This is a genomic window from Streptomyces spiramyceticus (assembly GCF_028807635.1).
Classification (GTDB): Bacteria; Actinomycetota; Actinomycetes; order Streptomycetales; family Streptomycetaceae; genus Streptomyces; species Streptomyces spiramyceticus.
The window spans coordinates 1104900-1130679 of sequence record NZ_JARBAX010000001.1; the positions used below are offsets into that span (position 1 = coordinate 1104900).

At 69.4% G+C, this 25780-nt stretch carries 17 protein-coding genes; 6 read left to right on the forward strand and 11 right to left on the reverse strand.

Going from position 1 to position 25780, the window contains the following annotated elements:
• Positions 1-92 precede the first annotated feature (92 nt).
• Both PXH83_RS05015 and PXH83_RS05020 read right to left on the reverse strand, forming a co-directional pair.
• Positions 93-905, reverse strand: a complete 813-nt coding sequence (locus PXH83_RS05015) for a hypothetical protein (RefSeq protein WP_274557118.1) — start codon at positions 903-905, stop codon at positions 93-95.
• Between the two features lie 403 nt (positions 906-1308).
• On the reverse strand, positions 1309-4704 hold the full coding sequence (locus PXH83_RS05020; protein ID WP_274557120.1) for a DEAD/DEAH box helicase: 3396 nt from the start codon (positions 4702-4704) through the stop codon (positions 1309-1311).
• A gap of 302 nt (positions 4705-5006) precedes the next feature.
• Here PXH83_RS05020 and PXH83_RS05025 point away from each other — a divergent pair, with 302 nt between their 5' ends.
• On the forward strand, positions 5007-5489 hold the full coding sequence (locus PXH83_RS05025) for a hypothetical protein (RefSeq protein ID WP_274557122.1): 483 nt from the start codon (positions 5007-5009) through the stop codon (positions 5487-5489).
• Between the two features lie 119 nt (positions 5490-5608).
• Complete coding sequence (locus PXH83_RS05030; RefSeq protein ID WP_274557124.1) at positions 5609-6109, forward strand: restriction endonuclease; 501 nt, start codon at positions 5609-5611, stop codon at positions 6107-6109.
• 105 nt (positions 6110-6214) lie between these two features.
• On the opposite strand, the gene PXH83_RS05035 is transcribed toward PXH83_RS05030, so the two are convergent.
• Positions 6215-6445, reverse strand: coding sequence for a hypothetical protein (locus PXH83_RS05035; protein WP_274557127.1), 231 nt, complete (start codon positions 6443-6445; stop codon positions 6215-6217).
• A 132-nt stretch (positions 6446-6577) separates the two neighbouring features.
• Entirely contained in the window at positions 6578-9160 is a 2583-nt protein-coding gene (locus PXH83_RS05040; RefSeq protein ID WP_274557129.1) for a GmrSD restriction endonuclease domain-containing protein, read from the reverse strand.
• A gap of 101 nt (positions 9161-9261) precedes the next feature.
• On the opposite strand from PXH83_RS05040, the gene PXH83_RS05045 reads away from it, so the two are divergent.
• Positions 9262-11445, forward strand: coding sequence for a UvrD-helicase domain-containing protein (locus tag PXH83_RS05045; RefSeq protein WP_274557131.1), 2184 nt, complete (start codon positions 9262-9264; stop codon positions 11443-11445).
• 228 nt (positions 11446-11673) lie between these two features.
• Positions 11674-13539 (forward strand): translation initiation factor 2, encoded by a 1866-nt coding sequence (locus PXH83_RS05050; RefSeq protein ID WP_274557133.1) that lies wholly within the window; start codon positions 11674-11676, stop codon positions 13537-13539.
• Here the strand turns inward: PXH83_RS05050 and PXH83_RS05055 are convergent.
• Positions 13536-14846, reverse strand: a complete 1311-nt coding sequence (locus PXH83_RS05055) for a tetratricopeptide repeat protein (protein WP_274557135.1) — start codon at positions 14844-14846, stop codon at positions 13536-13538. The two genes, PXH83_RS05050 and PXH83_RS05055, sit on opposite strands and share 4 nt — an antisense overlap.
• Positions 14810-15643 carry an ATP-binding protein gene (locus PXH83_RS05060; protein WP_274557138.1) on the reverse strand — a complete coding sequence of 278 codons (834 nt, stop codon included), beginning with the start codon at positions 15641-15643 and terminating at the stop codon, positions 14810-14812. Before PXH83_RS05060 ends, PXH83_RS05055 begins: the two co-directional genes overlap by 37 nt.
• 624 nt (positions 15644-16267) lie before the next feature.
• Between PXH83_RS05060 and PXH83_RS05065 the strand changes: the two genes are divergently transcribed.
• Positions 16268-17524 carry a hypothetical protein gene (locus PXH83_RS05065; protein WP_274557140.1) on the forward strand — a complete coding sequence of 419 codons (1257 nt, stop codon included), beginning with the start codon at positions 16268-16270 and terminating at the stop codon, positions 17522-17524.
• Positions 17525-17548: 24 nt separating this feature from the next.
• Here the strand turns inward: PXH83_RS05065 and PXH83_RS05070 are convergent, their stop codons facing one another.
• The 5 genes from PXH83_RS05070 to PXH83_RS05090 form a co-directional block, all read right to left on the reverse strand.
• Complete coding sequence (locus PXH83_RS05070) at positions 17549-19687, reverse strand: tetratricopeptide repeat protein (protein ID WP_274557142.1); 2139 nt, start codon at positions 19685-19687, stop codon at positions 17549-17551.
• Positions 19688-19810: 123 nt separating this feature from the next.
• Positions 19811-20995: an SWIM zinc finger family protein gene (locus PXH83_RS05075; protein ID WP_274557145.1), complete on the reverse strand. Its 1185-nt coding sequence runs from the start codon at positions 20993-20995 to the stop codon at positions 19811-19813.
• A complete protein-coding gene (locus PXH83_RS05080) occupies positions 20992-23907 on the reverse strand; it encodes a DEAD/DEAH box helicase (protein WP_274562677.1) in 2916 nt (971 codons plus the stop codon). Before PXH83_RS05080 ends, PXH83_RS05075 begins: the two co-directional genes overlap by 4 nt.
• Positions 23908-24338: 431 nt before the next feature.
• Positions 24339-24797 carry a hypothetical protein gene (locus PXH83_RS05085; protein ID WP_274557148.1) on the reverse strand — a complete coding sequence of 153 codons (459 nt, stop codon included), beginning with the start codon at positions 24795-24797 and terminating at the stop codon, positions 24339-24341.
• 64 nt (positions 24798-24861) lie between these two features.
• The gene (locus PXH83_RS05090; protein WP_274557150.1) at positions 24862-25329 is read right to left on the reverse strand and encodes a DoxX family protein; all 468 of its coding nucleotides are present in this window, start codon (positions 25327-25329) and stop codon (positions 24862-24864) included.
• 172 nt (positions 25330-25501) lie between these two features.
• Between PXH83_RS05090 and PXH83_RS05095 the strand changes: the two genes are divergently transcribed.
• Positions 25502-25777, forward strand: a complete 276-nt coding sequence (locus PXH83_RS05095; RefSeq protein WP_274557152.1) for a DUF6343 family protein — start codon at positions 25502-25504, stop codon at positions 25775-25777.
• Positions 25778-25780: the final 3 nt, after the last annotated feature.

A 25780-nucleotide genomic window follows, 5' to 3' on the forward strand; every position in this document is an offset into this window, starting at 1 on the left:
ACCCTGCATCCCTCCGAACGACCGTCACCACAAGCTACTTGACGAAAATGCGGGCATGCGGCGGCACGAAACCATCGAACCGGCAGTGGTGATCACTTGGCGATCCGGGGACACTCCACGTCACCAGCTCGAGAAGGTGCGAGGCTGATGTCCTCGAGACGGACGCTCGTGGCCGCCCAGCGCCCTTTGCCGTGGGCTGTGTCCTGAAGGCCCCACAGCCAGATCCGCTCTCCAGTGCTCCCAAAAGTGAGAACGGCGCGGTCCGTTATCAACGGGCCGTTGTAAACGGCTATGTCCTTGCTGTGCGGCGTTACGCACATGAGCGTGCCGTGCAGTCCGTAGTACCCGGCGGGGTTACGGCCGGAGCGAACCGCCTCCGCAGCGTCGCCCCAAGCCGACCCGGCGGTGATCAGGCCCACGATCAGGGCGGTCAGGATGTACTGGACAGCGACCACTGGGAAAATGAAGGACGGTATGCCACCGCCCGGAACCCTTCCCCAGTGGGCGTGGCGCGCCCACCCGGCGGCAGCTACGAAGAGGAGCGCGAAGCCGGCGGCCAGTCCCACGGGCTTCAGCGCGGCGTACATCATCGAGTAGGTGGTAACTGGTACAGCCTCAACGGGGATGCCGAACCCAACCGTGAGATACAGGGTGTAGAGCAGGCGCCCGAACCACGGCAGGAGGAAGTACAACGGCGCGATGACGGCGGGAACAAGCCAGTTCGCATTCCGGCTGAACCAGGACGAAGCCAGAGCCCACCGGAGGCCGAGAACGGTCCACGCGGCTAGCCCGACGCCGAGAACGGTAAGCGGGATTCTCCACAACAGCTCGGCACCGCTCGCCGGCAGCGCCAGGAGTAGCTGATAGCCGAGGTACTGGAAAAACGCGGAGGCACCGACGCCCACAGCCAGGTACCGGTAACGAGACCAGGTTCGGAAGCCGATGAGCGAGGGAAACGAGACGCCCAGTGCCAGACCGGGCAGGACTGCGGCCCACCGCCAAGCCGAGTCCAGCGCCTGCAGAGCACCCCCGATAGCCAAGCACACGAGTGCGCAGGCGCGGCCCGATGGGTGCCGCCTCATCGGCTGTCGCAGTACGAACGAGATAGCCCTCGGCCGTTAGCAATTGCTCGGCCAGAGCCGTCTCGTCGGGGTCGTCGGTCACTTCGACGAGAAGCCGCACACGGCGGTTGAAGACGACATTGGCGCCCATACGATTTCTCCCCCAATGGTCGCGCTTGCGGCGACCTCTGGATGATCGCAGGAACCACTGACAATCGGGCACGGCCTGCGGGCCGCGACGGCGCGGTCAGCGGGCGAAGCGCTCCAGATTGCGGCCAAGTACCGAGAAGTGGCGCTGCCCACGCCACGATTCATGATTGCCGATCACAATCAGGCGCCGCTTGGCCCTGCTGACCGCGACATTGAGAAGGTTTGGTTTGGCGGCGGCCCATCGCCTCGATCCCGCCGCGTCAGGGTGCGTCCCCAACACAAGGATCACCACGTCTGCCTCTTTGCCCTGCGCCGTGTGGACCGTGCCGACACGGTCGTACGGAACCAGACCCCGGAGTGTTTCGGCGGCGCGCTCAGCCACCTCCCTGAAGGGACTGATGACGTACAGCTCGCTGGGCGACAGCCCTTCGCCGAAGAGCCGGTTCACTGCATCAACCAGCGCCCGCCCCTCCGCCGGCACCCACTTGCCGGTCGCCTCCTGGGAACGCACGTCCCACCAGAAACTACGTGGCAGGGGACCGAACCCACCCCTGTCGCCGACGCCGTGCACCATCAGCCCGTCGTACGCGATCGTGTTGCTGACCGTGAACATCGGGTCGTCACAACGCCGGTGGACCCGCAGCGGCGAGCCGACCCATACCTCGGTCGAGCCGTCGGCAAGATCCGCGGGCAGCGTCGTGCCCCAGCGCCCCAGCCGGTCCGCGACCTGCTGCGCGGAGGTCCATGAGGGCACCCATTCCTGCGCCACCCGGTGGTGCTCGCGCAGCTTCTGCTGGGCGGTCCACGGCAGTACGATGACAGGTTCGAGTTGCAGCGGATCTCCGACCAGCACACCTCGGCGACTGCGCCACAGCGCTCCCACCGGCATTTGCGGAGCGGCCTGCCCCGCCTCGTCGACAAACAGCCAGCCGAGATCCTCCCGGCCGAGACCGGTGAACAGCCGGTCGTACGATGCGAAGGTGGTGGAGACCACCGGTACGGTCAGAAACAGGTTCTGCCAGGCAGCTCGTACCGCTGCAGGCTTCAGGTCCTTCGGGGCGTCCCCCGCCACCACCTCCATAGCAGCCTGCAAATTCTTCAGCATCGTGCCCCCGGCCGCGCTCAGGAAAGCCCGGTGCAGGCGCAGCGCTTCAAGGAAGAGCCGGGTCCTCGCGGCGGCGAATTCTTCGTCGGCCCAGGGGGCGGACTTCTCTCGCCGCTCCACGGTCGCCCGGTCCGCCACCGCGGTGAAATCGGCCGCGTCAGGCACGTGATCGCCCCACTGTTCACGGGCCTGCCGCACAGTCCGCTCCAGGTCGCCTGTCCGCTCCCGCAAGCCCCGTATCGAGTCCACCACGCTCCGGGCGGTCGCCTCCTCGGCCCGCAGGTCCGCGAGTCGCCCGCGTGCCGTAGCAGCCGCGGTGGCCGCACCTTCGACGAGGGCCGTGAGCCGCTCGTACTCCTCTTGCCACGTGCGGTTTGTACGGCCTCCCGTAAAAAGGCTCTGCAGCATGCCCGGTTGAGTGCTCTGGTGGTCGTACCGGACGGCCCGATGGCCGCTCTCGGCCTCCTCCAGCCGCTCAACCTCTTGCAGCGCGAGTGCAACGTCCCGTGCCAGCCCGGGCAGTGCCGCGACGACGTCCGCAGCGCGCCGCTGGACAACATCGAGCTCCCGGCGCGCCCATTTCAGGTCCCGCAACGCGTATGCCGCACGCTGCCGTTCGTCGCGCAGCTGCTCCACCGTGCGCCGGGCCGCCTTGAATCGGCGTACGGCCTGCGCCCAGTCGGCCGGCTCCGCGCTCTGCTCTCCCCTGCCGGAGAGCACATGCCACAGCCCTTGATCCGTACGGGTACGCCGGGTGCCACCCCGCGCTGTTGTCTCCCGCAGATTTCCCCACCAGAAGCTGTCGGTGAAGTCGCTCCGGTTCTTGCGATTGCCGAGCCGGGCCGCGACGGCCCCCCAGGCATCAGCCCCTCCCAGCATCAATCGCGCCTGCTCGGGCAGGTACGCAGCCTCGTCCCGCCACTGTTCCGCGATGGCCCCGAGGGAAGGGATTTCATCGGTGAGGTTCTGAACGGCCCCATTGTTGGCGGAGGCCACCACCATTTCGTAACCGGCAAGGTGAGGCTTCAGTTCACGCACAGTCCGCGAGAACTGCTCACTGCGCCAGGAATGGGTCTCGCCGAACGCCTGCTGCGGAGTGCGCAGTTCGGACAGGGCGCAAGCCCGGTCGGTGACCAGGGCAGCGATGACATCACGCAGCATGGTCGTCTTGCCTGTACCGGGCGGTCCGTTTACTGAGAAGATCCCGTCTCCGCCTCGGAGTTCGGCCAGGAGGCTGTTTACCGCGAACTGCTGGCTGAGGACCAACGACCGATCGGTGGCGGACGGCCACCGGCCCAGCGGTATGCGCTCCGGCGCAACGCCCGCCAGAACAGCCTGAGGCTGTTCTCGCACATCCTGGCGGCGCCCGGTGTCGATACGGCCGGTGCCCGTCAGGTACGACTCCAGCGCCGTCCCTGCCCGGCCTTCGGCCAGCTCCCCCGACACCTTCTCCAGATCGTCGGCGATGAAGCTGTTGAGGAAGTCCGACCGTACGGCTTCGTCGTCCCGGTCCTCCCGGACTTGGACGCTCTTGATCCGGGCCGCGTCTGGCACCAGGTCCAAGGTCACACCAAAGCGTTCGGCGAGCCAGGCGGCGTAGGCCGCGATGGAGTCGAAGGTCAATGGCCTGGTACCGACATTCTCCGGCAGTTGCGGCTCCAGCTCGACCTCGCCACGGGTGGCACCGACCGATGCTGTCACCACCGACTGGGCGACCCGCCCCGCGGCCGCCTGCGCCGCGCCCCCGACACCCCCGACAACCGCTTCCCCTGCTGCGCCTTGCACCACGGCACCCACTGCGCTGACGGCACCGCCAGTCACCGCGTCGGCCACCAGCGTCCCCGCCAGTGCCAACAGCCCTCCAGAGCGGCCCGACCGGCCTCCCCGCACAGTGAGCCTTCCGTCACCCAGGTCCTGCATCTTCTGCTCGCAGGCCGCGGCCTCAACAGCGAATCCGTCCAGCCATCGCGCGTCCGAAGGGCCGGGTGATCGCGTACGCCCCACCGCCCAGGCGCAGGCGGACACAGACACGGAGTCCTTCAGCAGCAGACCGTTCTGGTTGACGGTGAACGCCATCAGCGCACTGTCGCCCCCGATCCGCCCGTCGCGGTCCTCCTCTGCGGCATCCGGAAAGACCTCCGCAAGCACGCCCCTTACCCGCTCGATGGCGAACACCCCGCAATAGACGGTGTGCTGCCAGGTGTGCTTGGCCCTCAGCGCCGGCAGCCGCGCACTGTCCTGCCACGGCAGCGGCGTATCCGCCCGCACGGCGAACACCTGATCTGCGGGCTTCACAGCAGGGACCTTCTGCGGGCTGAACAACTCCACGGCCCGCCAGAACCTCACGATCTCTGCCCTGCCCCGCCGCTCCCCGGATGCTGTCGCCACCAGGCCCCCTCCATCCGTACCCGCCGGATTGATCAGCGTAGTCACAGCCACCGAGCCCCGGCCAGCAGAACAGATGGTTCCCGCGCCGCATCCACCGTCCGGAGCGGTTTGACGGAAGCCACTGGCCAAGCCCGGGGCCGCCGCCGCGGTGGGAAGACTTCGAGCCGCGCGAGCCGGGTGCCCTGTCCGCCCTCTTCGGGGGACGACGACGGTACGAACAGCTGCTGGCAGAGGAGCGTGACCGGTTCCGCGAGGCCGAGGAGCATCACCGCAAGGCCGAGGCCAAGCACCGTGCGAAGCTCGTGCGAAAGCGAGCCGAACATCAGTCGGCGCAGGAGAGCGCGGCCAAGACCGTACGGGAGTTCAACGAGCAGCTGGACCAGCGGCGCTCTACATACCAGGCCGGCGAGCCCGCGAGTGTCGAGTGGTTTCTCGCCCAGGCCCTGGATGCCTCGGACTATCCTCACGGCTTTCCGTCCCGCTACCGCGTGGCATATCGGCCTGCCGACGCAAGCGTCCTCGTCGAGATCCAACTGCCCAGCGAGGACATCGTCCCGGCCGCCCGCGGCTACTCGTACGTGAAGTCCCGGGACGAGACGAAGGCGTTGCCGCGTCCCGAGAAGGAGCGCAAGGAGCTCTACGCTTCGGTGCTCGCCCAGTGTGCACTGCGTACCGTCTACGAGATCTTCGGCTGTGACCGGGAGAAGGTTGGTCGACAGCCGTACTCAACGGCCATGTCACCACCGTCGACCGGGCGACGGGACAGGAAGTCTCCCCCTGCCTGATCACCCTCAGCGCGGAACGCGAACAGTTCGCCGAGCTGCGGCTGAGCCAGGTCGACCCGGCGGCCTGCCTCAGGCATCTCAACGCCTTGGTCTCACCCAACCCGTACGATTTCGAACCGGTGCGGCCCATCATCGAGTTCGATCTCGACAAGTACCGCCTGATGGACAGCATGGACGTGGTGGCAGGCCTCGACAGCCGGACTGTACTGACCCAGTTGACGCCGACCGAGTTCGAGCATCTGGTACGTCAGCTCTTCGAGGCCATCGGGATGGAGGCGTGGAACACCCAGGCGTCGAAGGACGAGGGTGTGGATGCCGTCGCTGTCAGCAGGGGCCCGGTCTTCAACGGCGAGTGCATCATCCAGGCCAAGCGCTACGCCAAGATCGTCGGTGTGGATGCGGTTCAGGCACTGGCCGGTGTCGTCGAGCACAAGCGGGCCGCCAAGGGCGTGTTGATCACCACGTCCTGGTTCGGGCAGGCCAGGCACACGTTCGCGGCCTCGCACGGCCGTCTCCAGCTGATCGAGGGGCCTGAACTCGTCTACCTCATCAAAGAACACCTGGGGAAGGACGTCATCGCCGGGTCGATTCCGCCGAAACGCCGCCCCAGGGCCCGATGAACCGCACCGGGGGCCAGCAGGTCACCAGTAGCGCTGGAGGACGCCTGTCCTGGACGGGCAGGGTGTGGTGCTCCAGCGACAACCAGTACGCCGAGTGGTGCAGGATCAGGGCCTGTTCATCTTGAAACCGCTGCCGGTCGTGGTGAACTCGTCGACCCGGCGCGACTTCACCCGGAGCGCGATCTGCACATCCAGCTCCGGGACCTCGTCGTCCCGGGCCAGCATGAGGTCCTTGCCCATGTCCGGGTAGGGCACGACCACCTGAAAGCCGGCGGCCGCCGCGATGGCGGCCACGAACGTCTCCCCGTACCAACCTTGGTGGTTGTTGAGCTCCATGCGCCCCCGCGCTCCGGTCCGCAGGTCCCCCGTCACGCACCTACGCCCGGAGTGACACCCCGATCACTGTTCGCGCAGGCTACCCAGGCAGTGATCTTCCGAGGAAGGCCGAGAACCGGCCAGATCCCGACCTCAGAACATCGCCGACTCCCCACCCACTGGGCGCCGAGCCACAGCGAGTGCGACCGCGTGGACGAACCACTCCAGTACCGCGCAGAGCCCTTCACTCTGCTTGGCGAAGACCTCAATGGGGAAGGACGGGCGCAGATCCAATTTCGCCTCGGCCAGGCGGATGCCTTCGATCTCGTTCATCCGGGACATCAACTCGCGCCGCAGCGGCTCGTCGTCGAACGGCGGCCGCCGCTTCAGATGCTGGAACACGACCTCGACGGTGCCGGTCTCCGGGTAGATCGCGATCGGCCAGAGGGTGCGCTCCTGAAGGGCGTCGCCGACGTCAAGCATCGGGAAGCAGCTCGTCTCGCTCGCCTTGCCGTACACGCAGTGGCCGCCCTGCTGCTCCCAGAAGCGAAGTGCGGACCGTACGCCCTGGGCTGTCTCGGGCGTCTGGTTCTCGCCCAGCTGCGCCTCGAAGCGGATGGCCGCGGCCTGTTGCTCGTCCGGGGACTCCGGGGCAGGCGCAGTCTCCTCGGGGGCCTCCTGCCCAAGGAGGGCCGCCAGGTCCGATCCGGTCAGCTGGTGGGAACGGCGGGCTCGGCCCGCCTCGTCGAAGGGGACGCCTTCCGTCTCCAGCAGTGCCTGCGGATCTCCGGAGTGCTGGTCGTCGGCCCAGCGGAAGCCCGCCGAGATACGGCCGTCGGCGGTCAGAACGCGGTACGCCCCGTGGACACCTGGCTTGGACGCCAGATGGTTGCCGACCGAGATCGCGTGGGTGCCTATGAGAGCGGCCACATCCCCGTACGTGGTCCAGGTTCCGGCCGGCATGGCAAGGAGCGCCGCGCGCATCTCCTTCCAGCCATGCCATTCCTCGTCGGCCTGCAGCGCCCCGTCGAGGGGGCCCGGCCACAACTGAACTGCGCGCTCGGCAAGTTCATCAGCACGCTTCAGGATTTCCGCCTTGCCCCAGCGTTCCTGTACCGCTATGGCCTGGTTCATCCGCAGGGCACTGAAGTCGAGAATCTCCTGCTTACGTCGGAAGGGGTGGTTCGACAGTCGGGCATTGTCCGCCGAGAGCGTGAGGTTGCCCAGGGTGTGTACCAGCTCGGAGTGGAGGTCGTCCGGACTCTGGCCGTCCTCGGCCTCTTCGGCAAGGAGGTCGAACCACTGCTGGGCCGGCCGCTGGGGCAGGACGTGCTCCACCGAGAGATTGGCCTTGACGTAGTCGACCGGTTCACTCGCCCTGTAGCTCTCCTCCAGCCGCCGCAGCACCTGGAATCGCTGATTGCTGCGGCCGGTCTTGTAGAAGGGCCTGGTACGGACGGCCTCGCGGACGGCTTGATCGCCCGGCCAGACACGCGCTCCCGTCTTGGGCCGCGACAGGTGGCGGCGTACAGCCTCCGCCGGGGAGCCGTCCTTCTCCAGTTCCTTGGGGAGTTCCATGAAGACGCGGTTGCTGCCGGTCGTCGAGAGCCCGCAGAGCAACCGCCGCACCATGTAGCTTTCGGCGTACGCAAGGGCCTCCGCGGCCTCGTGCGGCGTGGCCTGTCCGCCGTGAACCAGGTCGAGCAGATGAAGGGCGAGGGGGTAGTGGGTCTGGCCTCCCCAGCGGGAGAGCCGTACGAGCACTTCGCGCAGTTCGGCATCGGGCTCCCGCTCGGGCTCCAGGATCCGCATCAGCCGCTCGGCGCGCTCAGTGAGCGCTGAGATCTCCGATTCGAGCGCCGCTTCGTCATCGGTCAGCGGGTCCAGGCGCTTCTTCTGGTCGCGGTAGATCTCGCTCTGCTTGGCCCGGCTGTTGCCACCGACCACCAGGTCGAGCCAGACGAGAAGTTCGAGGTTCTCCGGGCCGAGGAGATCCTGCATGGGCAGCCAGAGATTGCGGTAGACCGACTCACCACGAGTCGGCAGATACATGAAGAGGTAGTTGCGCAGCAGGTCGCTCTGGCTGAGGCCGACACCGGTGTTGTTGATCGATTCGAAGATGCGGTAGACGTTGTCACCCTCCGCCGCGGTGATCTCGACGATCGACAGCAGACCGCTCAGTACGGCTTCCACCGCGTCGGCCCACTGGTCGCCGCCGCTCTCCTCGCCCTCGGCCAGCGCGCCCAGGAAGAACCGATAGGCGGCTCCGATGTTGCCGGGACCGCTCGCGCGTGGCGAGGACTCGACGCAGGCGGCGTACGCGTCACGGTCCGCCTGGGTCGGCAGCAGCCGGTAATGGTCCGCGCCGTCCCGGTAGTTGTTGACCAGCAGGAGGTCATGGATGCGGTCGGCCTTCTTCGTCTCCCCGCGCCCCCGGTGGCGGTCGCGTAGCGCGATGAAGGCGAGCATCAGCGTGGTGAGCCGTTGCTGTCCGTCGACCACGAGCCAGCGCTGCATGCCTCCCGCGGTGATCTTGCCGGGGGCCAGTACCACGGACCCGAGAAAGTGTGAGGCCGGATCGGCGCCTTCCACTCGCTGATCGACCAGTTCCTGTACGTCGTCCCACAGCTGTTGCAACTCGTCCCGCTGCCAGCTGTAAGTGCGCTGGTAGAGCGGAACCTGGAACTGCTTCTCGCCCTGGACGAGCTTGCTGAACGTGGTCTCCTGAGCGTGCACGCGCGCCCTCTCTGCGAAGGATTACCGGGCCAACTCACTATTCTCCACGCTCCGGGTACGGTGACCAGGGAAACTGACGGACTGTATGGGCGGGAGCGCCGATGGCGACGCTGGGAATCCACAAGGACTTCCTGATGGAGTTCGCCAGGCTGGAGAAACCGGTTCAAAAGCGGGTCCACGAGGTCTTCGACAAGTTTCAGGAGCACCGGCATGCCGGGCTCCACCTCGAAAAACTCCAAAATGCCCGCGACCCCCATATACGGACCATCCGGATCAGCTCGTTCATGCGGGGTGTCATCCTCGCCCCCGAGTCGGGCGACAGCTTCTTGCTGCTCAAGGTCATGCCGCACGACGATGCCATCGCTTGGGCCGTCAAGCACCGGGCCACCGTCAACTCAGCCACTCAAGGCATCGAGTTGCGCAACGATGTCGCCCTTGAGCGCGCGACCGCCAGTGTGCGTCAGCTCGCCTCCGCGGACACCGAGCGGCTCTTCGTGCATGTCTCCGACAAGGAGCTGATCCGGCTCGGCATCGACGCCGATCTGCTACCCCTCGTTCGGCATCTCAGTGACGAAGCCCATCTCGACGCCCTGCAGAAGATCCTGCCCGAGCAGCAGTACGACGTGCTGGCCGGTCTCGCCGCCGGGATGGAGCCGGAGGACGTCTGGCGCGAGGTGGTACAGGTCCAGCTGGAGCACTCGCCCGCGAACGTGTCTCAGCAGGTCAGCGTCGTACCGGCCACAGATCAATCGGCATCACCGACAGGCCAGGACGAGCTCTCCGCCGCCATGGCCCACTCCCAGGGCAGAATCGCGCTTGTCTCCGGGCCCGCCGAACTGATGGAGATTCTGGCCAGGCCCTTCGACGCCTGGCGGGTGTTCCTGCACCCGAGCCAGCGGCGGGTGGCTTACCGGCCGTCGTACAGGGGGCCTGCCCGGATCATCGGCGGGCCCGGGACCGGCAAGACCGTTGTCGCTCTCCATCGCGCTCTGCACCTGGCGCGGCAGCTGCCTGCGGACTCTCCCGACGGGTCGATCCTGCTCACGACCTTCACCCGGGATCTTGCCTCTGATCTCCAGAGCAGCCTTGAACTACTGGTCACCGACGTGCAGTTGCGTGCAAAGATCCGCGTCATCAACGTCGACGCACTCGCCAACCAAATCGTACGAGACCATCACGGCACCGCTTTGACGATCGTCACCGGTCAGAAGGAGATCACCGCACGCTGGTCACGTATCGTCCGTCGGCTCGGCATCGACTTCACCGACGTGTTCCTCGACCAGGAGTGGCGGCACGTCGTGCTGGCGCAGGACCTGCGCTCCCCCGAGGCATATCTGAAAGCCTCACGCTCCGGACGAGGCACCGCCCTCGGGCCGTTGAAGCGAGCCCAGGTGTGGCGCGCGGTCAACGCCTTCACGGGCGAACTACGCCAGGCCGGAGAGTGGACTTTCCTCCAGGTGTGCGCGGAAGCTGCGCGGCTGCTGGACGAACGGGGCAGCAAACGCCCGTACCGCCATGTAGTGATCGATGAAGCCCAGGACCTCCATCCCGCACAGTGGCGGTTGCTGAGGGCCTTGGTGGCCCCGAGCCCCGACGACATGTTCATCGCGGGCGACACCCATCAGCGGATCTACGGCAACAAGGTGTCGTTGCGCAGCCTCGGGATCTCGGTGACCGGCCGGTCCACCCGCCTCCGGATCAATTACAGAACCACCCAGGAGATCCTTGCCTGGTCCACCGCGCTGCTTACGGGCGAGCAGGTTGACGACATGGACGGCGGGACCGACTCGCTGACCGGATACCGGTCGGCGTTCCACGGCGCGCGCCCGGAGACGTACGGCTCAAGCAACAAGCATGAGGAAATAGCGAGCCTGGTCGCCCAGATCGAACAATGGACAGCTTCCGAGGTCGCCCCGAGCGAGATCGGTGTCGCGGTGCGCTTCATCCAGCTGGGCAAGGACATTGCGCAGGCGCTGGCACGGGCTGGTCTCCCGGCAGCGGTCCTCGGTACGCCGTCAGGGAGCGGTGATGGTGTGCGCATCGGCACGATGCACCGCATGAAGGGACTGGAGTTCCGCTGCATGGCTGTCGCCGGCGTGAACGACGGTGTCGTACCGATGCGCAGTGCGGTCACGGCAGAGGAAGTGGACGCGCTGCAGCATCGAGAGGACCTTCGGAGCGAGTTGAGCCTGCTCTTCGTTGCCTGCACCCGGGCGCGTGAGGCTCTGCGAATCTCCTGGCACGGCAGCTCCAGCCCGTTCCTCGTTGCGGTCGTGGCTGGCTGACCCACGGATTCGTGTTCGCGTTGGCCGCGGATGGGGGTGCCTGCGGCGCGTGGGTACTCGTAGGACGCGAACGTGCGGATCACGCGGCCAGGGGTGGGGCGGCGGCCTGTGCGGTGGGCCTTGGACAGTTCCGCGTATGAGTAGCGGAGGTCCGTGAGGGCGTGGGCCGTCCACGGGCCGCCGGAGCCGGTGGAATTGTTGTCGAGCGCTTTATGTAGTGTCTCGGCCATGCCGCCACCCAGCCCTGCCGAGAAAGGCCCGCTGATCTGCGGAAACGGCATACCTCAAGACCTGGGGCGAAGTAGGATTAACGATCCCATAGCGGGCAGCGGGCAGCGGGCAGCGGGCAGCGGGCAGCGGGCAGCGGGCAGCGGGCAGCGGGCAGCGGGCAGCGGGCAGCGGGCAGCGGGCAGCGGGCAGCGGGCAGCGGGCAGCGGGCAGCGGGCAGCCGAAGGGCGTGAGGGTGAGGCGTCCGTGCTCTTCGCCGTGCGGTCGGCCACCGCGCTGCATCGGTTGCTCGATGTCCTGCCCGTCTTTGCCGGGGACCCCCGCGTGGTACGCCGATTCACGCTCGTGCCCGGGTCTGATTTCGGGGTTGACGCACTCGCCGCCATTGAGCGTTACGGCGCTCGTACCATCCCCTGGACCGAGGCCGTCGCCCGTACGCACCAACTGATCCTCGCCTCCAGCCCCAAAGGCGACCTCGACCGGTTGCGCGGCGGGCCCCTCGTGCTTCTGCCCCACGGGGCCGGGTTCAACAAGGTGCTTGCCGGCGACGGCTCGGACGATTCGGCTTCCGGGCTCGACCGGGCGTACCTGGAGCGGGACGGGCGGCTGCTCGCAGGGCTTCATGCGCTCGCTCACCCAAGTCAGGTCTCCCGGCTCCGCGCCGAGTGCCCCGAAGCCGCCCGTCGTGCGGCTGTCGTCGGTGATCCCACCCTCGACCGGATGCTGGCCTCTCTCCCCCACCGCGACCGCTACCGTTCCGCGCTCGGCACAGGCGGGCGGAAACTGGTGGTGTTCACGTCCACCTGGGGGCCGGAGTCGCTGCTCGTGCGGCGCCCCGGGCTCATTGCCGATGTAGTGGGCGAATTGACTTATGACGGGTACCAGTTGGCGCTTGTCGCGCATCCCAACGTTCACAGCAAGCGTGGTCTTCTCGATCTGCAGGAGCGGCTCGCACCCGCCGTCCGTGCCGGGCTTGTTCTGGCGCGGCCTTACGAGGAGTGGGCAGCGCTGCTCGTAGCCGCGGATGCCGTGGTGACTGATCACGGGTCTACCGCTCTGTACGCCGCCGCCCTCGACCTCCCTATCCTCGCCGCCTGCGACGGGGGCGACGAGCTCATTGCCGGAAGTCCAATGGCCGAGCTGCTCGCGCATGTGCCGTGGCTGGAGTCGCCCGGAGACGTCGAGCGTGCCATCAGCGCTCACCGGGCCGGCTCGGGGCGCGCTCTTGCGTCCGCCGCCTTTGCCGCCGGCGAGCAGGGGCGGGCGGTGGAGCGCCTCAGGGGTGAGCTGTATGCGTTGCTGGGGATGGAGCCTCTTAGTGGCCCGCCCGACGAGCGGGCGTTGCCCGCCCCTATCGCGCGAGCTACGAAGCCTGCTGCCTTCGCCGTACGAGTCCGTCTCAGCGGCGGCGACGTACACGTGGAGCGGCGGCCGCCGTACGGTGCAAGCAGCTCTCACCACCTCGCCGCCGAGCACGGCCGTGCCACCGCCCAGCAGTCGCAGAGCGCCGCTGTCCTCTTCCACTCTCAGCAAGCTGGACGGCGTATCGGGTGGACCGTTAGCGGGTGGATTTCCGCGACGCTCGCCCAGTGCGGAGGGCGACGAACCGCCGGTGTCGTGCTCAGCGAGGACCGGTGTGTGGTCCGGAGGGGCGACGGGCCCCTCCTGTCGGTACACATCGCAGACTTCCGCGAGCGCGGGCGCGTATTCCGTGCCGATCCCGCCGCTGTCCTCTCCGCCGTTCATGCGTGGATGGGCGAGCACTCCGGCGCCGTAGGAGCTGGATTTCGTTGTCTCGTCGCCGGTCGCGCTTACACCGTACGGATCGCCACGGCGAGCCCCGCCGATGCCGAACGCGAGATCTAGGAAGAGCGCTCCCGGATCGCCCGGGCCGCCCCTCGGTGACTCTCGGCCCTTCCCTCGTCCCCCGTCTCCTCCGCCAGCGCTCCCAACGCGTCATGGATGCGCGCCTCGTCGAAGGTCGCTCCGCGACGCCGGGCGCTGGTCAGCGCAGCCTCGTACAGCTCCCTTGCCTCGCCCGTACGCCCGAGTCCCACGTGCAGCACCCGGCCCAGTTCGAAGCCGGAGCGCGCCGTCATTCGCTCGCGCCCCTGCTCGCGCGCCGTCGCATGGGCAGTCTCCAGCAGGGCTGCCGCACGCTCCGGCTGCCCCATACCGGCCGCCGACAGGCCCAGCAGGTACGTCTGGAGGAGTACGCCGTAGTCGTTGCCGATCTCGATGTGGATGCGCCTCGACCGCTCGAAGTACGGTTCCGCCGCTGCCCAGTCCCCCTGTACGGAGAGGAGCTTGCCGCGGAACTCGATGGCCGACGCCTGGAGTTTGCGTTCCTGGGGTGTCGTGCCGAGCGTCTGCGCGCCGTGCAGCGCGTGCTTCAGTTCCCGTTCCGCCTCGTCGTAACGCCCCTCTTCCCACAACGGGCGGGCCAGCTGGCAGCGCATCCGTACCAACGCCGGGATGTTTCCCGCCCGCGCCGCCGAGGCCACGCCCGCACCGAAGGATTCGATCGCGTCGGTGGGATGCGGGTGGTCCAGGAAATGTGTCCACAGTGGCTCGCACAGCGCCCACACCTCGGCATCGAGGCCGTGCGCATGAGCAGTTCGTACGCAGCCGTGGAGCGCGAGGCGCTCCGCCTCCAGCCAGTGCAACGCCTCCGGTTTTCCGGCGAAGGGTACGTCGGGGGCGTACGGCGGTAACTCCACCGTCTCCCCGAACGTCATCCGCTTCCCAGCCGCCAGTACGTCGGCGCGCTGTGCCTGTCGCAGATACCAACGGACGATACGCCGCCGCGCCTCGGCGGACTCCGCACCAGCCGCGTCGTCGCGGTCGGCGCAGCGGCGGGCGTGGGCGCGGACCAGATCATGCATGCGCAGCCGGGCTGCGGTGTCCGGCAGGAGCAGGCTCGCCGTTTCCAGCTCTTCCAGGGCGTCGTCGGCGGCCTCCGCGCCTGCACCGAGCAGGGCCGCTGCCGCTTCGGGGGCTATGAACGGGCCCGGGTGCACGGCGAGCAGCCGATAGAGGCGGGCGGCTTCGTCGGTCAAGTCCCGGTACGCGGCGTCCCAAACGCCTTCCACCATGGAGACACCCTTTCCCTGCAGTTCGGCGGCGAGTTCGTCGATCAGGCGGCGCAGCGGGCGGCGGCGGTGCTTGCGCACCCACTTGGCGGCGACATGGAGGGCGGCGGGCAGACCGCCGCACAGATCGGCGAGCCGGGCTGCCGCCTCGGGCTCTGCTGCCAGCCTCGGGTCGCTGACGATGCGGTGCAGCAGGCGTACGGCGTACTGCTCGTCCAGCGGCGCGAGGGGAGTTCGAGGAGGGCGTCGCCCTCGATGTCGTACAGGCGGCTGTGACTGATGACGACGGCTACGCTGCCGGCGGAGGACGGCAGCAGGGCTTCGGCCTCTGTCCCGTATCGCACGTTGTCGAGGATGACGACGAGTCGCTTGTGCTGCGTACGCTCCCAGAATTGCTTGCGGCGGCCGGGGAGAGAGGGGGCCAGCCAAGGCGTGCGGACGCCGAGGGGTCGGAGCAACTCCTCCAGGCAGTCGGTCAGTTCCGTGCCACCCTCACGCCGGTGGTCGTCCAGGTCGACGTAGAGGATGCCGTCCGGGCAGCGCTCACGCAGTCCGCGGGCCAGTTGGTGGGCGAGTGCGGTCTTGCCCACTCCGCCGATGCCACTGAGGGCGACGAGGAGCGGGCCTTCGCGGCCGGCCCCCGCTCCCTCGCAGGCTCCGTCACCGGCTCCGGGCGATGCTCCGGCCGACTGGAATACGGTCGCCTGCTCGGTCTCGCGGTCCTCGAAGTGGTGAGTTTGGGGTGGGAGTTGGCAGGGCGCGTGCTCGGCCTCCGGTGGGGGTGCCTCGTGCACGTGGAGTTCGCCGACACTCCCCGCCTGTACGAGAGTTCCGACTCTGGCCTGCCCGCTCACCGTGTTCCGCGTCTCGTCGACCACGGGACCACTCTAGGGGCGGGCACCGGCTATCGTGGCGCGGCCGAGCGCGAGAGGGAAGGGGGTGGGGTGGCCTGTGGGTGAGGTGAGACTGCGGGTGCCTGTGGGGCCGGATGCCTGGCGGTGGGTTACGCGGGACGGCGGCAAGCGTGTGCTCTTCGTCGCGCACAACGTGACCTCGGCGACGCGGCTGCTCGATGTGATGCCCCTCTTCGACGACGATTTGGGCGTGGAGTGCCTTGCCACGTGCACCGGGTCGTCGCCGTTCCTGGACGGGGTGCCCGAGTTGCTGGCATCGGCAGGGCTGCCTGTGCTGCCGTGGGAGCAGGCCAAGGAGACGGATGCCGACCTGGTGGTCAGTGCGAGTTACGGCGGCGAACTGCACGAGTTTCAGGGGAAGTTGGCTGTACTGTCGCACGGCGTTGGATACAATAAGAGGCTGGCGATACCGGATACCGGATACCGGATACCGGATACCGGATACCGGGTGACGAGAGGCAGGTCGCTCCAGCGCCCGTCTTCGGGCTTTCGCCCGAGTGGCTGCTCCACGACGGCAAGCCCATCGCCACCGCCACCGTCCTCTCCCACCCCGAGCAGCTCGACCGGCTCCGCCTCACCTGCCCCGAAGTGGCCCACACCGCCGTACTCGCCGGCGATCCGTGCTTCGACCGGATACTCGATGCCGTCCCGCGCAGGGAAGCCTTCCGGCGGCGCTTCGGGGTCGGACCCGGTCAGCGGCTCGTCGTACTGAACTCGACCTGGGGACGCCGGTCACTCTTCGGCAGCGACGAGCTGTCGTGGCTGCTGGCGGAGCTGGTCGGCGCCCTGCCTGCCGACGAGTACCGCGTGTGCGCCGTCCTCCACCCCAACATTTGGCACGGCCACGGGCCCGGCCAGGTACGGCGCTGGCTACGCACCGCCCAGGACTCCGGGCTCCTGCTTGTGCCTCCCCTCGGCGCGTGGCGGCAGGCCCTCGTCGCCGCCGACTGCGTCATAGGCGACCACGGTTCCGTCACGTATTACGCCGCCGCCCTGGGCACGCCCGTCCTCCTCGGGGCATTCCCCGAAGACGACCTGGATCCCGCCTCGCCCGTCGCCGAGTTGGGGCGTACCGCGGCAAGACTGCACCCGTACGAGCCGCTGCGCCCGCAGCTGGAACGTACCCTCGCCGGGCACATCCCCGGGCGCTACGACGCTCTCGGCGCCCAGACGACGTCCGCTCCCGGCGAGTCCGCCGGTCTGTTGCGGCAGATGTTCTACGACCTGATGGGCAGGTCGGAGCCGGAGCGGCCTGCCCTGCTGGAGCGACTTGGCCTGCCCGGCGCCGACGTGGTGCCGGTCACCGAGCCCCTCCGCGTACTGACCCAGGTGCGGACCGACGTACGGACCGACGTACGGAACAGCGCGGGTCAGGCGCAGGCTCCTGAAATCTCGGTGACCCGGTACGTCGGCCACTCACCCGCCGGTTCCGACGCCCTGTACGGCGCCCCGTACGACGCCCACACCGCCGTACACGAGGACACCCGCGACCCGACCCGCCTCACCCTCGCCGACCTGGTGCTGGGGTACGCCCCCGAGCATCCCGCCGCCTGGACCGCCGACGCGCTGCGGCAGCGACCGTACGCCGCCATGGCGGTGGCCGTGACCGGCACGGACAACTGCCTTGTACGCACGGGCGACGGACGTCTGGCCACGCTCAATGCCCGGTCCGGGCAGGACGGTTATCCGGATCCGTGCGACCCAGCCGTCTACGCGTCGGCGCTCCACGCATGGCTGGAGAGCGGCAGGCCCGTCGACGAACTGGCCGTCGGCATGACGGTGGTGACGGGCCGGGTCCGCCACCACATCACGGTCGCCGTCACTTCTCCCCCACCGACTCGGTAGCGTCAGCTGCCGGCCCGTGAGCCGTCAACCATCAGCGTCCAGAGCCTCCAACCGCGCCCGCACCTCTGCCGCGCCGGGCGCCCCCGTCCGCTCATGGAAGGCGAGCGCCTCGCGCAAGAAGCGACGGACGTCCGCCGGATCCGCCGCGGCGCGCGCCCGGAGCTCCGCGATGTCGGCCTGCTGGACCACCGCCTCCTCCGCCGCCATCTGCGCCGCCGCGAGGGCCAGCCACTCCTCCGCCTGCTCGGGCCGCCCGGCCGCCAGGGCGGTCTCGCCGAGGCTGGTCAGGACCCTCGCCTCGTTGTACGGATCGGGCAGCGCCCGCATCAGGCCCTGGGCCTGCGTCAGTTGCGCTGTCGCCTCCGCATGGCGGCCCTGACCGGTCAGGGCACGGCCAAGATGGTGTTCCAGCAGGGCGAGGGCCCGGGGGTCGGTGGACAAGCTCTTGGCACGTCGGAAGCAGTCGGCCGCCTCCTCGTACCGCTGCTGCTTCAGCCTCAGCAGGCCGAGGGACTCAACGGCCGTCGCCTCGCCTCGCGCATGTCCTGCACGGCCGTCCGCCTCAGCCGCTGCCGTGAATTCACGTTCTGCGTCCGCAAATTGGCCTATACCCAGGTACGCGAAACCGAGCTGAGTGTGCATGCGCCCCTCGGCCTCCGGCATGTCCGGGCAACGGGATGCCGCCTCCACGCCCAGCCGGTGGGTGGCGATCCACTCCTGGTGGAAGCCCTGCTTCAGGTACAGACTCCACAGCGTCTCGCACAGCTGCCAGGTCAGCTCGTCGTGACCGTACTCCGCCGCCGTACGCACCGCTTCCTCCAGGTTCTCGCGTTCCGCAGCCAGCCAGGTCAGCGCCTGCGCGGGCGACGGGAACGCGGGCGACGGGGCGAGGCGCGCGTAAGCAGGACCCAGATGCCAACGCCCCGGAATCACACAGGCGTCGGCGGCCGCTCCGGCATCGACGTAATGGAGCAGCAGGCGTCGTACGGCCGCCGCCGACCGCGCCGGGCCCTCCTCGCGCAGGGCACGCTGCTCGGCGTGGGACCGGATCAGGTCGTGGAAGCGGTAGCGGCCGGAGGCGGTTTCGCCGATGAGGTGGATCTCCGCAAGCTCCTCAAGCAGCAGGGCTGCCTTCTGCTGCGATACGCCGACGAGCGCGGCGGCGGCCTGGGCAGTGAGCGTTGACCATGGGCGCAGGCCCGCGAGGCGGTAGAGGCGGGCCGCGTCCGGTGACAGGTCCGCGTACGAGGCGTCCGCAATGCCAGTCAGGGGCTCTTGATCATCCGTGTCCCGCCCGGCGTGGTCTGCCATGCCTCTCTCCATGTCCTGCCCCATGTCCCCCTCCATGTCCTGCCGCTGCTTCTCCCAGGTCAGGTGGGTCCGTACGGCCATGCGCTCGGCTGCGACGCACAGCGCGAGCGGCAGTCCGCCGCAGTGTCTCGCCACCGAATCCGCTCCCGTCATGTCGCGGCCGGGCACGACACGGGCGAGGAGCTGCTCGGCGTCATCGGCCGTGAACGGGCCCAGTTCGATGTGGTGCGCTCCGCGTTCCCGTATCAGCCTGGAGAGCCGGTGGCGGCTGGTCACCACGGTGAGCGAGCCGGGTGCGGTGGTGAGCAGGGGCAGCACCTGGGCGACGGAATGCGCATTGTCGAGGATGGTCAGGATGCGCTGGCCGGCGGTCAGGCTGCGGAACAGGTCCGCCCTGTCCTCCTCGTCGGCCGGGATCCAACGTCCGTCGATGCCCAGTCTGCGGAGAAAACGGTTCAGGACCGCAGATGGGGCAAGGGCGGTGGCGGTGTTGTCGCCGCGCAGGTCGATGTGGAGCCGGGGGCCTTCGTAACGCCCGCTCAGCGACGCCGCCCAGTGCAGGGCGGTGGCCGACTTGCCGATACCACCCGGGCCGGAAAGTACGACGAGGTCCGGGACGTCGGCCCTCTCCTCCAGCAGGGCTGCGAGACGGGCGAGTTCGCGGCGCCGGTTGGTGAAGTACCGGGTGGGGGCGGGTAACTCGCGCGGCACGGGCCAGCCCGGGATGCGGACAGGCGCCGGGGCCTCGTGAAAGGAGACGCTGCCGATGTGCTGGGCCTGCACACTGTGGCCGTACACGGTCCCGCCGAGCTCATTGCGTACGCTCGCCTCTGCCGCCAACTCGCTGTCCATCAGGCCCCCTTCAGTCGGCACGTACTACCACCACCGGCCAGGAACACTACCTCTGCACCTGGCACGCAGTCAGGCGACAGTGAGGCGCAACCGGGCGCAGAGAGCGCAGGCACCGGCACACGGTCAGTCGTCGAGCAGCTCCGTCAGCGCGCCCACCGGGTCCTCGTCCGGGGTGCCCGTCGGCCACCAGTCGTCCGTGCCGGGGTCCGATTCGTAGGGGTACCAGCGGTCGTCGTGGCCCAGGCGCAGCTGTATGCCGCGTTCCGCGTCGCTGAGGCGGTTGCGGTGGGGGCGCAGGCGGGGGAGGTCGGCGGCGGCCAGGGCGGGGCGGGCTCGGTCGAAGGGGCCTGCCGGGGGGTCCCAGGGCGTTTCGAGTACGGACAGGCCGGTCAGGCCGCCCTGCTGCCAGGCGGCCACCGCGCGGGCCAGGTCGGTGGGGGTGCGGCCGTTCGCGGATGCGAGGCGGGCATAGAGCGTGCGGGTCGCGGCGGTGAGGCCCGAGCCGGGCTGGGCGGCGGCGAGGCGGACCGCGTCCTGCCAGGGGGTGAGGGTGGCGATGGGGTCCGTGCCGGTGGTGAGGAGGGTATGGGCGCGGGCGGCGGCGTCCGTGACGAGGAGGTCCAGGGCCAGTGGGTCGGGGGCGCCGCGCGTGCCTGGGTACGCGCCGGAGGCATGGCCGGCGTGCGGGGGGACCGGCAGCGGGCCCGGGAGCGGTGGGAGCGTACGCGGAGTCAGGGCGTTGGCGGCCGGGACGCCGGGGAAGGGCGGCGGCGCGGGCTTTTCGCGGGCTGAGTGGGCGGCGTTACGGCGGGCGAGGTCGTCGAGCAGGTCACGTTCGGCCCGGCCGCGCATGAGGAACAGCACGAACGGGTCGGCGTCCAGGAGGCGGGCGGTTTCGTAGCAGAGGGCGGCCGCGTGCTTGCAGGGGTGGCCGTGGTCCGGGCACGAGCATGACGGGATCAGGTCGCCGGGGGCGGGCAGCAGGCCCACGCCCACCTCGGCCGCCGACTCCACCAGGGAGTGGGGCATGTCCTTGTCGAGCAGGGCCGCCATGTGCGCGGGATCGGCCGCCGCCATGGTCAGGAAACGGTCCCAGTCTTCGTCGGAGAGCACGCGCAGGCGGATTTCCGTACGGTACGGGCGGGGACGGCTGCCTCGTACGTACGTGATGATCCGGCCCGGCGTGACGCTGATCGCGCCGACGTTTCCCTCACTGGCGTACGTACGGCCGCGGCCGAGGCGGGCGGGGTCCAGCGAGAGTGCTTCGAGCGCTTCGATCCAGGCGTTTCCCCACCAGGTCGTACTCATGCCGACCTCCTCAGCGACACCAGGTCCGCCAGCTCGCGGTCGGTCAGCTCGGTCAGGGCTGCCTCTCCGCCACCCAGGATCGCGTCTGCCAGCGCCCGCTTGGAGGCGATGAGTTCGGCGATACGGTCCTCCACCGTGCCCTCCGCGATCAGGCGGTGGACTTGCACCGGCTGGGTCTGGCCGATGCGGTACGCGCGGTCCGTCGCCTGGTCCTCGACCGCCGGGTTCCACCAGCGGTCGTAGTGGATGACATGGGCGGCCCTGGTGAGGTTCAGGCCGGTGCCCGCCGCCTTGAGGGAGAGGAGGAAAACGGGGACCTCGGCGGACTGGAAGCGGTCAACCATTTCCTCTCGCTGGGCAATGGGTGTGCCACCGTGCAGGAGTTGGGCGCGGACCGCGCGGGCCGCCAGGTGGTCCGAGAGGAGGCGGGCCATCGTCACGTACTGCGTGAAGATCAGGACCGAGCCGCCCTCGGACAGGATCGTGTCGAGGAGTTCGTCGAGGAGTTCGAGCTTGCCGGAGCGGCCCGTGAGGCGCCTCGTGTCCTCCTTCAGATACTGCGCGGGGTGATTGCAGATCTGTTTGAGCGAAGAGAGGAGTCTCATGATGAGGCCTCGGCGCGCGATGCCCTCCGACTCCTCGATGGCCGCCATGGATTCCCGTACGGCCGCTTCGTAGAGGGAGGCCTGTTCGCGGGTGAGCGAGACAGGGTGGTCGGTCTCCGTCTTGGGCGGCAGCTCCGGCACGATGCCCGGGTCCGACTTCTTGCGGCGCAGCAGGAACGGACGTACGAGGCGGGCGAGGCGCTCCGACGCCTCGTCGTCCTCGCCGCTCTCGACCAGTCGCGCGTGGCGGGCGCGGAAGGCCTTGAGCGGGCCGAGCAGTCCGGGTGTCGTCCAGTCGAGCAGGGCCCACAGCTCGGAGAGGTTGTTCTCGACGGGGGTGCCGGTCAGGGCGATGCGCGCGGGGGCGGGGATGGTGCGTAGTGCCTTCGCCGTGGAGGAATACGGGTTCTTGACGTGCTGTGCCTCGTCCGCGACGACCATCCCCCAGGTGTGGGCGGCGAGTTGGGGCGCGCTGGTGCGCATCGTTCCGTACGTCGTGAGGACGAAGCCACCGTCGGCGCCTGCGTCGCCCATGTCGTGGAGGGTGCGGGTCGTCCCGTGGAAGCGGCGGACCGGGACGCCGGGCGCGAAGCGGGTGATCTCGCGCTGCCAGTTGCCCAGGAGGGAGGCGGGGCATACGACGAGGGTGGGGGCGCTGCGGGCGCGGCGGAGGTGGAGGGCGATGACCGTGATCGTCTTGCCGAGGCCCATGTCGTCGGCGAGGCAGCCGCCGAGGCCGAGGGACGTCATGAGGTCCAGCCAGGCGAGGCCGCGCAGTTGGTAGTCGCGCAGGGTGGCGTCCAGGCCGGGCGGCTGGGCGGCGGGCGCCGCGTCGGCCGTGGCGGCGGTGAGGCGGTCGCGGAGGGCGGCCAGGGTACCGACCGGGACCGCTTCGACCTGCTCGCCGTCGACCTCCGCGGTGCCCGTGAGGGCCACGGCGAGCGCGTCGACAGGCTCCAGCAGGCCCAGCTCACGCTTGCGTGCTTTGCGGACCAGCGCCGGGTCGACGACCACCCACTGGTCCCTGAGGCGGACGATCGGGCGGTGCGCCTCTGCGAGGGCGTCCATGTCCGCCTCGCTGAGCGGCTCGCCGCCGACGGCCAGCTGCCAGCTGAAGGCGAAGAGTTCCTGGGCGTCGAAGAAGGAGGTGCCGTCGGTCGCCGATCCGGGCGCGGGGCGTACGACTGCGGTGGCCGTGAGCGTACGGGCCAGCTCCCTGGGCCAGTGGACCGCGACGCCCGCGGCGGCGAGCCTGGCCGCTGCCGGGCCCAGCAGCTCGTACAACTCGTCCTCCGACAGCGGCAGTACGTCGGGGACCGGGCGCTCCATGAGCCGGCCGAGCGGTGCCCAGACGCGCGCCGCGCGGCGCAACGCGAGCACCGCGTCGATACGGGCGCGCGGGCCGAAGCCTTCGGTGCCGCCGCCGGCCCAGAGGGCGGCGGCGTCGATGATGTGCGTCGGGTCGGCCAGGCTGTGCACCTGGACGAGTGCCGTACCGGCCCGGCGCTGCTTCTCGGCACCGTCCGCCACGCCGTCCGCCGACTCGCTCACCCTTCCGCCGGGTCCCTCCCCCGGTGCCTCGTCCGCCGCACTGTCGAAGAGCTCGAACTGGGACAGGTCGAGACGCAGCGATACGCGCACCCCCGCATCCACCCCGGCCGCGACCTCGGCCGCCCACTCGCGGAGGGTGGGCAGGTGCTGCGGGCCGTGCGCCGCGAAGGGTGCGCCCACGGCGTAGGCCGCGGAGGCCGTACGCGGCAAGGTGTCCACGACCGCGTCGAGGAACGCCTTCACCAGCGCCTCGGGGTCGGGCAGCTGGAGGGGCGTCCGGCCCTCCAGCGGGACCGCGTGCGCCTCGGCGGGCATGGCCGCGGCGATCGCCCGCACCTGCGCGATGTCGTCGGCGTCGAGCGGTCCGGCCCGCCAGGCGTCATGGTCGTCGGCGGTCAGGCCCGGCAGCAGCCGGCCTCGTGCGGCGAGATGCAGGGCATGCAGCGCGGCCGCGCCCCAGCAGCGGGTGGCGGGGTGGGCGGCCGGGTCGTGACGAGCGCGGGCCAACAACGGCAGGGCGTCGGGGAGGGACAGGAGCAGGGCGGGGACGGTGCGGCGGCGTACAGCGGTGCCGGTGGCGCCGTGGCGGCGTACGACCGTGATCTCGGCGGCCGCGCTCGGCAGGGCGGGCAGGGGGTCGCCCTCCGGGTCCCAGAGGGCGATCTTGCCGCCGCGCGGAAGCTCGGCGGGAAGGAATACCGCGGCGCGACGAGCGAGATTCGGGGCCGGGGAATGCCGGCGTGCGTTGTCCACCATGGTGTCCCCCGTCCCGCTCGTGCGCTTGTGTCCTGTCAACGAGCGAGTCTACGGGCGGGGTCTGACAGCCGGTCTTGATGAGGCGGCGGGGGTAGGCGCGGGCGGCGCGACCTGCTGCGCTGTGTTCCCCTACCCTTCCCCAAGCTCTCAACTTCGTTCGAGCAGGGGAGACCCCATTCTTCCCGCTGTGACATTTTGCGGCTGCCGCGCGTGGGGGCTCCGCCCCGGACCCCGGGTAATTCAGCCTGTCCGGCGTTTGAGGACACTCCCCCAGACTTCGTCCGGGGGGACCCCCAAGGGCGTCCGGAGGCTGGGGGTTGCCCTCAGTTTCGGGAAGGAGCGAGGAGGGGAGCCGCAGGCCCCGCACCGATGCCCGCACCCACCGCTGTGGCGAGGACGGGCATCCGGGGGCGCTGGCTCAGTGCACCTGCTCAGGCCTCCGGACCAGGCCGCACCGCCGCCCCGAAGTTCAGCGACCCCACCGACCTCGCCTGAACAACAGGGCCGTACTGCACTCCCCCACTGATCGTGTTGTGTACGTCGCCCTCCCGCACCCCCGCCGCGCCCTCCGCCAGCTCGTCGAGAAGCGAGCGCAGCTCCGCCGCGGCGGCAGGATCGGCCGCCAGCGTCCGGCGCAGGCGCGTACGCCACTCCGACTCCACGTCTGCGGCCACCTGCTCGTCGCCGGCGTCCCGCGCCTCGGCCAGCTCGCCGCGCGAAACCTCCAGCTCGCCCTCGACCGTCTCCTCGTCGGCCGCCGCCCCGTCCCGCGCCCGGCGCGAGAGAAACGCGGCGACGCGCCCACGCGCGCTCGACCAGGAATCTGTCGCCATCTGCTGGACGAGTGCCGTGGCCCCCGCCGCCGCCAAAGCCATCAACTCGGCTTCCACCGCGCTCCTTTCACCGATGTCTGCTCCTCACACCGTAAGGGACACCGTAAGGGCTCAAGTCCCGCTACGCAGGGCGGCGTACCAGCGCCACAAGCTCCGCGTTGTGGTGCCGGCGACCCCAGGCGATGGCCAGGAGGGGCACCATCACGATCAGCGGAGATGCGGCGTACTCCCCGTCGAACACGACGATTTGAGTCACGAACGCCCCGGCCATCAGAGCACTGAGGGCAAGCGCCGACACACCGGACAGGACGGGGATCAGCAGCGCCACCGCCCCGGCCAGCTCCAGGCCGCCGATGAGGTACATGAACCAGTCTCCGAAGCCGATCTTGTCGAAGCTCTCCGCCGCCGAGGCGTGACCGATCAGCTTGGGGATCGCGCTGGGTACGGCGAAGAGCACGGCGAGCAGGATCTGGAGCACCCGCAGGGTGATGTGCGCGCGACGGCTCGGCGTTGCCCCGCCGAAGGACGAGCCGGTGGTGACAGTGGCGTCGGAGTGGGCGGCAGGGGCGTTGGTCGTTGCCTCGGACATCGTGGTCTCCCAGGGGAATCGGTGCGCTGTGTGGTGTCCCAAGTAAGACCGCGCCGCGACGCACAACTCATCGCATCAGCGGCTCAGAGTTTGACCGGATCGCCAAGGGCCCGTGCCCGAGTCGGACACGGCCCGGCGGGTACACGCCCTCGTGGAAGTAGAGGCGACCATCATGCGCACTGGGAGTGAACCCGCGACTGCACGCAGTCCCCTGCGGATGCGCCTCGCGCTGAGCGTATGGGGCCTGATCTGGACCGTTGCCGGAACGGTGGCCTTCGCCTTCGCCGACCGCCCCGGCTGGGCCATCGCCTGCGGCTGCCTCGCCGTCGTGGTTGCCGTGGACCTGGTCATGATCATCCGCCATATCCGCCAGGGCCCCCACTACCAGCCGGGCCGCGACGTCCCGCCGTACGACCCCCCGGCACAGGGCGGCGGCCACCGACCGTAAACA